This window comes from Halpernia sp. (assembly GCF_048269545.1).
Lineage (GTDB): Bacteria > Bacteroidota > Bacteroidia > Flavobacteriales > Weeksellaceae > Halpernia.
Map to the genome: position 1 here is coordinate 618,167 of NZ_JBLXIJ010000001.1, position 12,081 is coordinate 630,247.

General features: G+C 31.5%; 13 protein-coding genes. 6 read left to right on the plus strand and 7 right to left on the minus strand.

The window, feature by feature from the left end:
- Positions 1 to 11: 11 nt before the first annotated feature.
- From ACN0WB_RS02830 to ACN0WB_RS02850, 5 genes are all read right to left on the minus strand, one after another.
- Positions 12 to 890 carry a c-type cytochrome gene (locus tag ACN0WB_RS02830; RefSeq protein ID WP_417428621.1) on the minus strand — a complete coding sequence of 293 codons (879 nt, stop codon included), beginning with the start codon at positions 888 to 890 and terminating at the stop codon, positions 12 to 14.
- Positions 891 to 896: 6 nt separating this feature from the next.
- Entirely contained in the window at positions 897 to 1,103 is a 207-nt protein-coding gene (locus ACN0WB_RS02835; protein ID WP_417428623.1) for a cbb3-type cytochrome oxidase subunit 3, read from the minus strand.
- Between the two features lie 25 nt (positions 1,104 to 1,128).
- Entirely contained in the window at positions 1,129 to 3,408 is a 2,280-nt protein-coding gene (gene ccoN / locus ACN0WB_RS02840) for a cytochrome-c oxidase, cbb3-type subunit I (RefSeq protein WP_417428625.1), read from the minus strand.
- Between the two features lie 13 nt (positions 3,409 to 3,421).
- Positions 3,422 to 3,631 carry a cbb3-type cytochrome oxidase assembly protein CcoS gene (ccoS, locus tag ACN0WB_RS02845; protein ID WP_417428627.1) on the minus strand — a complete coding sequence of 70 codons (210 nt, stop codon included), beginning with the start codon at positions 3,629 to 3,631 and terminating at the stop codon, positions 3,422 to 3,424.
- A gap of 101 nt (positions 3,632 to 3,732) precedes the next feature.
- The gene (locus ACN0WB_RS02850) at positions 3,733 to 6,117 is read right to left on the minus strand and encodes a heavy metal translocating P-type ATPase (RefSeq protein WP_417428629.1); all 2,385 of its coding nucleotides are present in this window, start codon (positions 6,115 to 6,117) and stop codon (positions 3,733 to 3,735) included.
- Between the two features lie 85 nt (positions 6,118 to 6,202).
- On the opposite strand from ACN0WB_RS02850, the gene ACN0WB_RS02855 reads away from it, so the two are divergent.
- The 5 genes from ACN0WB_RS02855 to ACN0WB_RS02875 all read left to right on the plus strand — a co-directional run bounded on the left by ACN0WB_RS02855 (position 6,203) and on the right by ACN0WB_RS02875 (position 9,291).
- Entirely contained in the window at positions 6,203 to 6,916 is a 714-nt protein-coding gene (locus ACN0WB_RS02855; protein WP_417428631.1) for a Crp/Fnr family transcriptional regulator, read from the plus strand.
- A 15-nt stretch (positions 6,917 to 6,931) separates the two neighbouring features.
- Positions 6,932 to 7,318, plus strand: coding sequence for a hypothetical protein (locus ACN0WB_RS02860; RefSeq protein ID WP_417428633.1), 387 nt, complete (start codon positions 6,932 to 6,934; stop codon positions 7,316 to 7,318).
- A 153-nt stretch (positions 7,319 to 7,471) separates the two neighbouring features.
- Entirely contained in the window at positions 7,472 to 8,287 is an 816-nt protein-coding gene (gene panB / locus ACN0WB_RS02865) for a 3-methyl-2-oxobutanoate hydroxymethyltransferase (protein ID WP_417428635.1), read from the plus strand.
- Positions 8,287 to 8,613 (plus strand): hypothetical protein, encoded by a 327-nt coding sequence (locus tag ACN0WB_RS02870; protein WP_417428637.1) that lies wholly within the window; start codon positions 8,287 to 8,289, stop codon positions 8,611 to 8,613. The genes panB and ACN0WB_RS02870 overlap by 1 nt, the downstream gene beginning before the upstream one ends.
- On the plus strand, positions 8,614 to 9,291 hold the full coding sequence (locus tag ACN0WB_RS02875; RefSeq protein WP_417428639.1) for an RluA family pseudouridine synthase: 678 nt from the start codon (positions 8,614 to 8,616) through the stop codon (positions 9,289 to 9,291).
- 6 nt (positions 9,292 to 9,297) lie between these two features.
- Here ACN0WB_RS02875 and ACN0WB_RS02880 read toward each other — a convergent pair whose 3' ends face one another.
- Both ACN0WB_RS02880 and ACN0WB_RS02885 read right to left on the minus strand, forming a co-directional pair.
- The gene (locus ACN0WB_RS02880; protein ID WP_417428641.1) at positions 9,298 to 9,708 is read right to left on the minus strand and encodes a hypothetical protein; all 411 of its coding nucleotides are present in this window, start codon (positions 9,706 to 9,708) and stop codon (positions 9,298 to 9,300) included.
- 12 nt (positions 9,709 to 9,720) lie between these two features.
- On the minus strand, positions 9,721 to 10,851 hold the full coding sequence (locus ACN0WB_RS02885; protein WP_417428643.1) for an ATP-binding protein: 1,131 nt from the start codon (positions 10,849 to 10,851) through the stop codon (positions 9,721 to 9,723).
- Between the two features lie 349 nt (positions 10,852 to 11,200).
- Between ACN0WB_RS02885 and ACN0WB_RS02890 the strand changes: the two genes are divergently transcribed.
- A complete protein-coding gene (locus ACN0WB_RS02890; protein WP_417428645.1) occupies positions 11,201 to 12,076 on the plus strand; it encodes a pirin family protein in 876 nt (291 codons plus the stop codon).
- Positions 12,077 to 12,081: the final 5 nt, after the last annotated feature.

The window sequence follows — 12,081 nt, forward strand, 5'->3', positions numbered from 1 at the left end:
TTTTTTAATTATTATTTCTCCCAATGTGCTTCTGTTCCTTGTGGTTTAGCACCACCTTCGGCTTCTGTAATTGGAGGTTTTTCTTGGTTAATGTGATAAACGTAAGCTGCTACATTTTGAATATCGTTGCCAGAAACTACGCCATTTTTTCCCCACGCTTGCATTGCAGGATTGTTTGGCGATCCATTTTCTACCATATAAAACACATTTTTAAATAAAGTTTTTTCTGGTTGGTTTATCCAAGTATTATCAGTTAAGTTTGGACCAATTCCACCCTTTCCACCTTCACCGTGACAAGAAACACAGTTGGTTTTAAAAACTTCTTCACCAGCTGCAACATTATCTTCAGAGAAAACAGCGGTTTCTATTGTTGCTTGTGGAACATTTTTCATATATTCTGCAACAGCTGCAGTTTGCTCTTTGTACTCGTTATCATATTCTTTAATTGGATGTGCAAAATCTGTTAACCAATAAGATAACATGTAAACGATGCAATAAACACAACCAAAATAAAACAAACCAAGCCACCATTTTGGTAATTGATTGTCCAACTCCATAATTCCATCAAAACCATGGTCTATAAGAATATCTTTCTCTTCTGTAACCGATTGTTTTTTGAAAGCACTTTCATATAAACTTTTGAAGTAAGGTTTAGATTTCTCGTCCAAATAAATAGCTTTTTCAGCGTCAGATAATTTAGAAAACTTTTCATTTTCAACTAAATCACCAATTGAATGCTGTATCAGTACTAAAATTGCACAAATTAAAAGTGTACCCCAAAACAAACCAGAGGTTAAATAACTGAAGTTCTGTACAAGCATATAGTAAACTATTACAACAATAGCTGTTACTGTTAAAATGGTAATGTATACCGGATTTCTTTGTTTCATAATGGCTTAATTTTTTTTAAAAAATGGGTCATCTTCATCAATATCATCTTCCAAAGGTGCATTTGCGGTATCATTATAATACTTTTTTGGTCTTGTGAAAACATATATAATCATTCCCACAAAACATGCGAGAAAGAGAAACATTGCAATGGTTTGGTATAAACCAACATTTTCTCCATTTGATAATATGTCTTTAAAATTTTGTGGTATCATAATAATTCTTCCTTTTTTTGAAAGATTAATTTGTACTTGCAGTTTTTACATCAGTAGTTTTAATATCTGTACCAAGTCTTTGCAAATAAGAAATTAAAGCTACAATTTCTCTTTTTTCTAATGGGACAAATTTCGCACCTTGTTCAGCTTGTCTTTTCGCAAATTCAGCTTTAACATCTGCAGCTTCACTATAGATTTGTTTTACAATATGACTTGCTTGATTATCCGCCCAAGTATCGGCGGAATCAATTTCTGCTTTTGAATAAGGAACGTCATAAACATCTTTCATGAAAACAACTTTTGCAACCAATTGGCTTCTGTCTAAAGTATTTGTAATCAACCAAGGATAACGCGGCATAATTGAACCCGCCGAAGTTACGCGTGGATTTAACATGTGTTTAAAATGCCATGAACTTGGATTTTTACCACCTTCTCTTTGTAAATCGGGTCCTGTTCTTTTTGAACCCCAAAGGAAAGGTCTATCATAAATAAATTCACCCGCTTTAGAATATTGTCCGTTTTTACCATTAAAACGCACCACTTCATCTCGGAACGGTCGAATCATTTGTGAGTGACAAGCATTACAACCTTCTCGAATATAAATGTCTCTTCCTTCTAATTCTAATGGACTATAAGGTTTGACAGAAGAAATCGTTGGAACGTTAGATTTAATCATCAAAGTTGGAACTATTTCAAACAAACCTCCTAGAGAAACAGCAACTAAAGAAAGTACAGTTAATAAAACTGGTAATCTTTCTATCCATAAGTGAACGCCTTCTCCTTGTTTTCTTGTATTAGAAATTTTTGCTAAAGCAGGTGCTTCTGCAGGAACATTTTTCTGGAATGAACCTTGTCTCACAGTTGCTACAACATTCACACACATTAAAATTACACCCACGATATAGAACAAACCTCCTACAAATCTCATTTCATAATAAGGAATAATTGCAGAAACGGTATCTAACCAGTTTTTATATAAAAGAGTTCCGTCTGGATTAAATTGTTTCCACATTAAACCTTGCGTAAATCCTGCTATATATAAAGGAACAGCGTAGAAAATAATTCCTAAAGTTCCTAACCAGAAATGCCAGTTTGCTAATTTAGTTGACCATAATTTGGTTCTCCACATGATTGGAAGCAAATAGTAAATCATACCAAAAGTCATAAATCCATTCCAACCTAAAGCACCAATGTGAACGTGACCAATTACCCAATCAGTAAAGTGACCAATTTTATTTAAAGTTTTTGTTGCTAAAAGTGGACCTTCAAAAGTTGCCATTCCATAACAAGTAATTGCAACAACGAAAAATTTCAGTACTGGATTTTCCCGCACTTTATCCCAAGCTCCTCTTAAAGTTAATAAACCATTTAACATTCCGCCCCAAGAAGGTGCGATTAACATTATTGAAAATCCTGTTGCTAAAGCTTGCGCCCACGCAGGAATTGCAGTGTATTGTAGGTGATGTGGACCTGCCCACATATAAACGAAAATTAAAGACCAAAAGTGAATGATTGATAGTTTATAAGAAAATACTGGTCGATCAGCAGCCTTTGGTAAAAAGTAATACATTAAACCTAAAACTGGTGTTGTTAAAACAAATGCAACTGCATTGTGACCGTACCACCATTGTACTAAAGCATCTTTTACACCTGCATAAGCGGAATAAGATTTCCATCCACCAAAAGTTAAAGGAACTTCTAAATTATTGAAAATATGGAGCATCGCAATTGCAACCCAAGTTCCAAGGTAGAACCAAATTGCCACATATAAATGCCTTACTCGTCTTTTTGCAATCGTTCCAAACATATTTGCACCGAAAACAAGCCAAATAATTGTAATTAGAATATCAATTGGCCATTCGTGTTCTGCGTATTCTTTTGAAGTATTGATTCCGTACATGAAAGTAACTAATGAAGCTACAATCATAAATTGCCATCCCCAAAAATGAATCCAAGAAAGAGTATCGCTCCACATTCTGGTTTTTAATAATCTTTGAAGAGAATAATATGCACCTGCAAAAAATCCGTTCATTACAAAAGCGAAAATCACAGTATTGGTATGCATCATTCTTAATCTACCAAATCCAAATTTCCCTTGCGAATTAATTAATCCTTGAAGATCACCAGAAAATAAACTTTTAATAGTTAAATCATCCGTACCGAATAAAAATTCAGGTAATTCTGGGTAAAATAATAAACCTGCAACAGTAAGACCAAGTAGCATACCGAAAAGTCCAAAAACTACAGTTGCGTAGAGAAATGCGCGGACAATACCATTGTCATAACTAAATTTCTGTGTTTCCATAAATATCTATCAGTTATTTTTTTTTGTTTTCGTGTTCCAAATCTGAACTTATATTTTCTTCAGTTTTTGGTTCTTCTTTTATAATTTCATTTTCCATTAAAATTCGAACTGCAGGAGATTCATCATCTTCAAATTGTCCGTTTTTTGCACCAATAATAAATATTACTAAAAATACAACAGCGAGTGAAACACTGCACATTATCATTAAGTAAAGTATATCCATAATTAGCCCACAAAAATAGGAAGAATAATTCTCAAAAATAGCAAAATTTAATGATTTAAGTCAGCAAGTGTTAATTTCTGTTAATTTATAATATTTCTAAATTATTTCAAGTCTAATTTAAAATATTTTGTGCTGCGAAACCAAGTAGAAACTGACGTAAAAATAACCACAGAAATTGAACTTATTGGCATCAGAATAGCTGCAACTAAAGGTGAAAGATGACCTGTTACAGCAAAAGCCAAACCGATAATATTATACATTAAACTTATCGCAAAAGTAAATTTTACAATTTTAACCGCATCTTTACAAAGATCAAAATAATCTTTAATTTGCGTGATTTTACTTCCATCCATAATCACATCCGAAGATGGTGTAAAAGAATTGGTGTCATCTGCAATTGCAATTCCGATATTACTTTGCTTCAATGCTCCTGCATCGTTCAATCCGTCACCAAACATGGCTACGTTTTCGCCCTCATTTTGCAAATTTTGAATGTATTGTAATTTATCTTCTGGGCTTTGATTAAATTTTAATCCATCAGAAACGTTAATTAATTGTTTTAAAGTACTTCTTTCAGATTCATTATCACCACTCAAAATATTGATTTTAAAATTTTTGAGGGAAGAGAACATTTCTTTCAATTGAGAACGGTATTCATTTTTAAAAATAAATTTCCCTAAATAGTCTTCATTTTTTTTGATGTAAACCGCAGATTCTAAATGAGTTGAATTTTCACCCACAAAACTCGCAGAACCAATTTTGTAAACGTGGCTTCTCACTTTTCCGCTGTAACCTTTTCCTGCAATTTCAATGTAATTTTCAATCTCAAAATAAGAATCTTTAATATCAATAAAATCATACAACATCTTTGAAAGCGGATGTGTAGAATTTTTAATTAAAGTTTTGATGTTTTCCATGTCAAAATCAGAAATTTCTGTCCCTAAATATTTAATTTCCGACTTTTTATTATGCGTAATCGTTCCAGTTTTATCAAAAACCAAAGTGTTTATTTTCGCAATTTTTTCTATCGTTAATGCATCTTTTACATAAAATTTATTCCGTCCTAAAATCCGCATAATATGGCCGAAAGTAAAAGGTGCAGAAAGCGCCAAAGCACACGGACAAGCCACAATTAAAATCGCAGAAACAACTTGAAACATTTTTTCAAAATCTATTCTTGCCCAATAAATTCCCGCAATTAAAGTAATTCCAAGAATAATTAAGGTAAAATACTTACTTAATTTATTGGTCATCGTATCTAAACCAGATTCAATTTTCTTAAAAGTTTCCTTATTCCAAAGTTGCGTCAGATAACTTTGATTCACGTTTTTAATAACTTCCAACTCTAAAATTGCACCAATTTGTTTTCCTCCCGCAAAAATTTTATCACCTGCTTTTTTCGGAATTGACGCAGATTCGCCGGTGATGAAACTGTTATCAATATTGGCTTCTCCTTTTATTAAAATTGCATCAACCGGAATTATTTCCTGATTTCGAACCATAATTCTGTCGCCCACTTTTAATTCTGACAATAAAATATTTTGTTGAACGCCATTAAAATCCACTTTCGTAACTGCAATGGGGTAAAAAGATTTGTAATCTCTATCGTAAGATAGTGCACTATAAGTCCGTTTTTGGAAATATTTGCCTAAAAGCATAAAGAAAATCAAACCGCACAAAGTATCAAAATAACCTTGTCCGTAATCCGTCAAAACTTCATACAAACTTCTTCCAAAAAGCACGAAAATCCCAATTACAATCGGAACATCGATATTGATAATTTTATTTTTTAAACCAAACCACGCCGATTTATAATAATCTGACGCTGAATAAAACACGACAGGAAAAGCCAAAAGAAACATCAATAAACGAAATAAATTTTTATATTGATGAAAGTAAAAATCATTTCCACCAACATATTCTGGCCAAGAGAAAAACATTCCGTTTCCGAATGCAAAACCAGCAATTGCAATTTTTATAATTAAAGTTTTGTCAAGAAATTCTTCCTTTTTTTCTGCAGTTTCTAAACTAATGATGGGTTTGTAACCAAGATTGGTGAGAAATTTTGCCAATTTACTTAATGGTAATTCTTCAGAATTGAAAGAAACTTGAAGTGTTTTTCGGGTAAAATTAACTTGAGAATAATGAATATTTTTTTCTAAAGCTTGTAGACTTTCAAGTAACCAAATACAAGAAGAACAGTGGATTACGGGGATTTTGAAAGTAACTAAAGTGGTTTTTCCTTCATTAAAATCCACCACTTTTTCAAAAACTTCGGGTGTATCAAGATAATCGAATTGATCATTATTTTCTGAATTGGGTCGAATCCCAGAATTTTTATTGAGTTCATAGAAATTACCCAAATCATTCATATTCAGAATTTCATAAACAGATTTGCAACCGTTACAGCAAAATTCTTTAGCATCAAAGGAAATGCGTTCCTTCTCAAATTCTTGTCCGCAATGAAAACAATTATTTTGAACCATCTAACTTGTTGATTTGCAAAAATATAATATTTAATGTTGCATCGCCATCTTAAAATCTCTATTTTTGCTGATAAATGTCATAACTATGTCTTTAGAACAACAACAAAACGTTGCGGAAAATTTCCAAAAAGCCTTTAATGAAGAGTCATTTAAACAAAATCTTTCCGAAGAGGATTTTAAAAATTATTTAGCTGAAAAACAAGAATTTAGCTATAAGAAAGGACATATCCTTTTTGAAGATGGTAAAAAACCAAGAGGTGTTCATTTTATTAAGAAAGGAATTTTAAAATTATCCAAATCTGGCGTTTATGGCAAAGAACAAATTTTGCGTTTTGTAAAAGAAGGAGATTTAATTGGGTATCGATCAGTACTTTGTGGAGAAGATTTTCAAGCAACTGCAGAAGCGATGTCGGATATTGAAGTTACATTTTTACCTACGGAAATTTTTATGCATTTACTAGAAGTAGATACAAAATTAAGTTTTGTAATGTTGCAGAAAATTGCTTTTGAACTGGGAGAATCTTCAAATACAGTAACTTTTTTAGCACAAAAAACGGTACGCGAAAGATTAGCGGAAATTTTACTTTTGTTAGAACAAAAATTAGGAACAAATCCAGAAGGTTTTATTAATATTTCTTTGACGCGAGAAGAAATTGCAAACATTATCGGAACGGCTACAGAAAGTGCAATCAGATTGATTTCAGAATTTAAAGCAGATCATTTAATAGAAGTTGAAGGGAGAAATATTAAAATTATAAACCACGAGAAACTGATTAAATTAGGACACGTTCATCTTTAATTAAATTTTAAAAATTTGAAAACAAGTTTTAACTTAAATACCATCATTTTTTATGTTCAAAATGTCGATAAATTAAAATCTTTTTATATTGATATTTTTAATTTTAAAATAGTAGAAAATTACCAATCAGATTGGACGCTTTTGGAAGCGGGAAATTGCAAAATTGGACTTCATAAAATTGGAGAACAGTATTTAAATAAAATAAAAGAAGGACATAGATTTGATAGTAACGCGAAATTAGTTTTTGAAATTGATGAAGATATTACAGAAATAAGACAAACTTTAATTGAAAAAAATGTCGCAATGCGAGAAATAAAAACCTTTGATAATTATGATTTTTGGCTTTGCGATGGCGAAGATTTAGAAGGGAATGTTTTTCAAATTAAACAGAAGAAAAGGTAAATTTTTAAGTAAAGAAGTAAAGGTATTTCACGCATTTTTCATTTCGTAGAAATCTCAACAATGAAATATATCATTTAGATTCCTACGGAATGACAAACGTCTTTATCTTAATTTTGATACTTTAAAGTTTAACAATAAAAATAATAAAAATAAATGTCTGTACATTCAGAAATAAAAAGAATTACTACCGAAACTTTACGCAAAATGAAGTTCGATAAGGAGAAAATCACAATGCTTACTGCGTATGATTTTACGACTGCAAAAATGGTAGATGCAGGTGGAGTTGATGCAATTTTAGTAGGAGATTCTGCGTCAAATGTAATGGCGGGACACGAAACAACTTTGCCGATAACTTTAGATCAAATGATTTATCATGCACAAAGTGTTGTTCGTGGTGTTTCTAGAGCTTTAGTTGTGGTAGATTTACCTTTCGGTTCTTATCAAAGTGATTCTCAAAAAGCTTTAGATTCTGCGGTGAGAATTATGAAAGAATCCGGAGCTCATGCAATAAAATTAGAAGGCGGAATTGAAGTTGAAAAATCAATAAAAAAAATTGTAAACGCAGGAATTCCTGTGATGGGACATTTGGGTTTAACGCCGCAAAGTATTTATCAATTCGGGACTTATAAAGTTCGTGCGAAAGAAGAAGAGGAAGCAGAAAAATTAATTTCTGACGCAAAACTTTTAGAAAAATTAGGCTGTTTTGCTTTAGTTTTAGAAAAAATTCCGGCGCATTTAGCAGAAAAAGTTTCAGAAAGTATTTCTATTCCAACGATCGGAATTGGAGCTGGACCAGATTGCGATGGTCAAGTTTTGGTTTACCATGATATGGTCGGAATGAATAAAGATTTTACGCCAAAATTTCTTCGCAGATATTTAGATTTATACACAGAAATTACGGGCGCAGTTGCGCAATATGTAAAAGATGTAAAAGACCAAGATTTCCCTAACCAAAATGAAAGCTATTAATGAATAGTCAAATCAGTAAACAAGCATTTTTATCATTCGGCGCTTTGGCGTGTTTGATTATCGGTTGGTTGCAACCATTTTCGCCAGAAGTAAATTATTTTATTTACAATCAATTATTTTATCTTTTAATTGGCGCAAGTTTCTTTTTTCAAGCACCTACTTTAAGCAATCCCAAATTAATTTATCCAATGTATATTGCTGCAGCTTTATGCGTTTTCGGAGCATTTATTCCAGAAAATTATGGAGTTGGTTTTCTTAAAATGGGCGGTTTAATCGGCGGTGTTGTAATTTCTTTGGTGGCAAGACCAAAAATTTCGCAACAATAAATGCAAGAACAAATCATTTTTGAAGACAATCATCTTCTTATCATCAATAAAAAAGCGGGACAACTTGTACAAGGTGATAAAACGGGAGACTTGTCTTTATTAGATTTAATTAAAAATTTCATAAAAAAAAGAGACCAAAAACCCGGAAATGTTTTCCTCGGTTTAGTTCATAGAATTGATAGACCAACTTCTGGTTGCGTTATTTACGCTAAAACTTCCAAAGCTTTAACGCGATTAACGCAAATGGTAAAAAACCGCGAAATAAAAAAAACGTATTGGGCGGTTGTTCCTAAAAATGAAATTCCACAAAGCCAAAGATTGGTTCATTTTTTAAAAAAGAACGAAAAAAATAATAAATCTACCGTTTTCCCAAAAGCGACAGAAGGCGCAAAAGAATCTATTTTAAATTATAAAATTTTGAAAATTTTGGATAATTTTCAATTATTAGAAATTGATTTAGAAACCGGAAGACATCATCAAATCAGAGCGCAATTATCTAAAATTGGAGTTCCTATAAAAGGCGATTTAAAATATGGTTCTGCTCGTTCAAACTCTGATGGCGGAATTCATTTGCACGCCAGAAAATTAGAATTTATTCATCCTGTTTCTTTGGAGAAAATTTCTGTTATTGCAAAAGTTCCGCAAAATGATGTGGTTTGGGAGGCGTGCGAATTATAAAGAAAATTACTTATTTGAAGTTTTCTCAAATTTTTGGTAACATTCTTCTTTACAATAATAGTAAATATATAAGTATCCATCATTAATTGAGAATGATGCTGAAATTTTATTTGTGCGGCATTTTAGAAGGTAGAAATTTGTATCATAATCAATTCTTGGTGTCTTTTTGTAAGTTCCACTTCCATTAATTTTAGAATCATTATTCATTGAACAAAAATTACCTTTTGAAGTAAAAGTTCCATCAGATTTAAAAGTGATCCTTCTATCGCTTTTAATAATTTCAGGTTTCCCACTTCCATCACCTGAATCAACATAGGATTCATTGATTTTCCAAGTTCCAATATGGTCCGTTGGATTTATTGATTTACAACTAATTAAGTAAAATAAAATTGAGAAAAGATAGAATACCTTCTTCATTTTGAATCATAATTATGGATTAATAATAAACTCATAAAAATTGTCTTTTGAAATAATTTTCTCTATTTCTGGATGATAAGTTTCTGAAAAATTCTTTGGGATTTTTGCTTTTTTTCTTTCATTCCATTTGAATTCATAAGCAGAAATTTTTCCATCAGATTCTTCTATATAATCAATTTCTTGTTGTGCGTGAGTTCTCCAAAAGTATTTTTTATAATTTTTTAAATGGTAAGAATTGGTTTTCATTCTTTCTGAAATGAGGAAGTTTTCCCAAAGTTTTCCAACATCATCACGCAAATTCAGTGGATTAAAATTATTGAGAATCGCATTTCGAATTCCATTATCATAAAAGTAAATCTTCTTTCCTTTTTTTATTTCGTTTCTTAAATTTCTATTGAAACCATCTAATCTGAAAATGATAAATGACTGTTCTAAAAGTTTTATGTATTTTTCCACCGTCAAATTATCAATTCCCACCAACTGAGAAAGTTCGTTGTAAGAAACTTCATTTCCCATTTGCAAAGCCAAAGCGGTTAATAATTTTTCTAATTTTTCAGGTTTTTGAATATTTTCCCACTGCAAAACATCTTTATAAAGATAGCTTTCTGTCAAGTTTTTCAACCGCTCAATTTCGTCGCCCGGATTTGTAACTATTTCTGGATAATAACCAAATATAAGACGATGCTCCAAAAGTCGTCTTTCTTCTAAAAAACCATTTTGATTAACCATTTCTTCAAACGAAAGTGGAAAAAGTTGGTACTCCCATTTTCTCCCAGTTAAAGGTTCATTTATTTTATTAGCAAGATCAAAAGAAGAAGAACCAGTTGCAATTACTTTTACATTTTTTATTTGGTCGGTAATTAATTTTATGATAATTCCGATATTTTTGATGCGTTGCGCTTCATCAATTATCAATGTTTTTGCATTTCCAATTAATGTTTTTAAAAAATCTGAAGTTGGATTTTGTAAAATATTTCTGATGTCACTTTGGTCGCCATTCCAATGAACAATAGGTTGTGCAAATTTAGAATTCATCAATTCCATTAAAGTGCTTTTCCCGACCTGTCTTGGACCAAACAAAATGATGGCTTTTTCATCATTTAATCTTTTCTCTATGTTCTTTTGAATTAATCTTTCAATCATAATTCTAAAATTTAGTATGAATTTTTAGATTGCATTCACAAATTTAATATTAATTTTTCGATTATACTCTAAAATTTTGTCTTAATTTTTCGGTTTTGGAATTAATAAACCTTCCAATTTAATTATTGAAAGATTTATTTTTATGAAAGTAAATATTCTTTTATTGTGTTGGAACTAAACTTCCGCTTTCCTTTTTTTTATCTTTATCCAATAAATTTTGGTCGATTTTTTCCAATATTTTCGGTTTAATTAAAGTTTCTAAATAGACTTTACAAAAATAATTACTTAACCTAAATCAACGGATTTCGGTTTTTACGTTTGTAAATTTGTATCATAAAATATAAATAAAATGGCAACTAAAAAAGTAGAAATTTTAGTAGCTCCAAAACCAGCGCATTTTGTTGGCGACGGTTTTAGAGTTCACAATTTTATCCCAAGTGATGCACATTTGGATATGAAAAGAATGGATCCTTTTATAATGTTGGATTATAATTCTAAATTTAATTTTACACCAACAGAAAAACCACGTGGAGTGGGAGTTCATCCGCATCGTGGTTTTGAAACCGTAACAATTGCGTATCAAGGAAAAGTGGAACACCACGATTCTTCTGGCGGTGGCGGAATCATTGACCAAGGTGATGTGCAATGGATGACTGCAGCTTCTGGAGTTCTTCATAAAGAATTTCATGAAACAGAATGGGCGAAAAAAGGTGGAATTTTTCAAATGGTGCAATTATGGATCAATCTTCCTGCGAAAGATAAAATGAGCAAACCGAAATATCAAGCAATTTCTAATTCTCAAATGCAAAATGTAGATTTAGAAGAAAATGGTTTTGTGGAAATAATTGCCGGAGAATTTAATGGAAAAAAAGGACCAGCTTTTACTTTTAGTCCAGTAAATCTAATGAATGCAAAATTGAAAAAAGGCGGAAAAGTAGAATTTAATTTTCCAGCAAATTTTAATACGGCGGCTTTAGTTATTGAAGGAAATATTTTGATAAATGGAGCAGAAAAAGTTGCAACTGATCATTTTGCACTTTTTGAAAATGAAGGAGAAACTTTTACGATTGAAGCAACTGAAGAAAGTGTGGTTTTAATTTTGAGTGGTAAACCTTTAAGTGAACCAATTGCGCCACACGGACCTTTTGTAATGAATACACGAGAAGAAATCGTTCAAGCTTTCGCAGATTTTAACAATGGGAAATTCGGAGTTTTGGAAGATTAAAGAAC

Excerpts from the sequence above, each read along its gene's own strand:
- ACN0WB_RS02830 (WP_417428621.1), bottom strand. The coding sequence starts at position 890 with ATGAAACAAAGAAATCCGGTATACATTACCATTTTAACAGTAACAGCT.
- ACN0WB_RS02835 (WP_417428623.1), bottom strand. The coding sequence starts at position 1,103 with ATGATACCACAAAATTTTAAAGACATATTATCAAATGGAGAAAATGTT.
- ccoN (WP_417428625.1), bottom strand. The coding sequence starts at position 3,408 with ATGGAAACACAGAAATTTAGTTATGACAATGGTATTGTCCGCGCATTT.
- ccoS (WP_417428627.1), bottom strand. The coding sequence starts at position 3,631 with ATGGATATACTTTACTTAATGATAATGTGCAGTGTTTCACTCGCTGTT.
- ACN0WB_RS02850 (WP_417428629.1), bottom strand. The coding sequence starts at position 6,117 with ATGGTTCAAAATAATTGTTTTCATTGCGGACAAGAATTTGAGAAGGAA.
- ACN0WB_RS02855 (WP_417428631.1), top strand. The coding sequence starts at position 6,203 with ATGTCTTTAGAACAACAACAAAACGTTGCGGAAAATTTCCAAAAAGCC.
- panB (WP_417428635.1), top strand. The coding sequence starts at position 7,472 with ATGTCTGTACATTCAGAAATAAAAAGAATTACTACCGAAACTTTACGC.
- ACN0WB_RS02870 (WP_417428637.1), top strand. The coding sequence starts at position 8,287 with ATGAATAGTCAAATCAGTAAACAAGCATTTTTATCATTCGGCGCTTTG.
- ACN0WB_RS02875 (WP_417428639.1), top strand. The coding sequence starts at position 8,614 with ATGCAAGAACAAATCATTTTTGAAGACAATCATCTTCTTATCATCAAT.
- ACN0WB_RS02880 (WP_417428641.1), bottom strand. The coding sequence starts at position 9,708 with ATGAAGAAGGTATTCTATCTTTTCTCAATTTTATTTTACTTAATTAGT.
- ACN0WB_RS02885 (WP_417428643.1), bottom strand. The coding sequence starts at position 10,851 with ATGATTGAAAGATTAATTCAAAAGAACATAGAGAAAAGATTAAATGAT.
- ACN0WB_RS02890 (WP_417428645.1), top strand. The coding sequence starts at position 11,201 with ATGGCAACTAAAAAAGTAGAAATTTTAGTAGCTCCAAAACCAGCGCAT.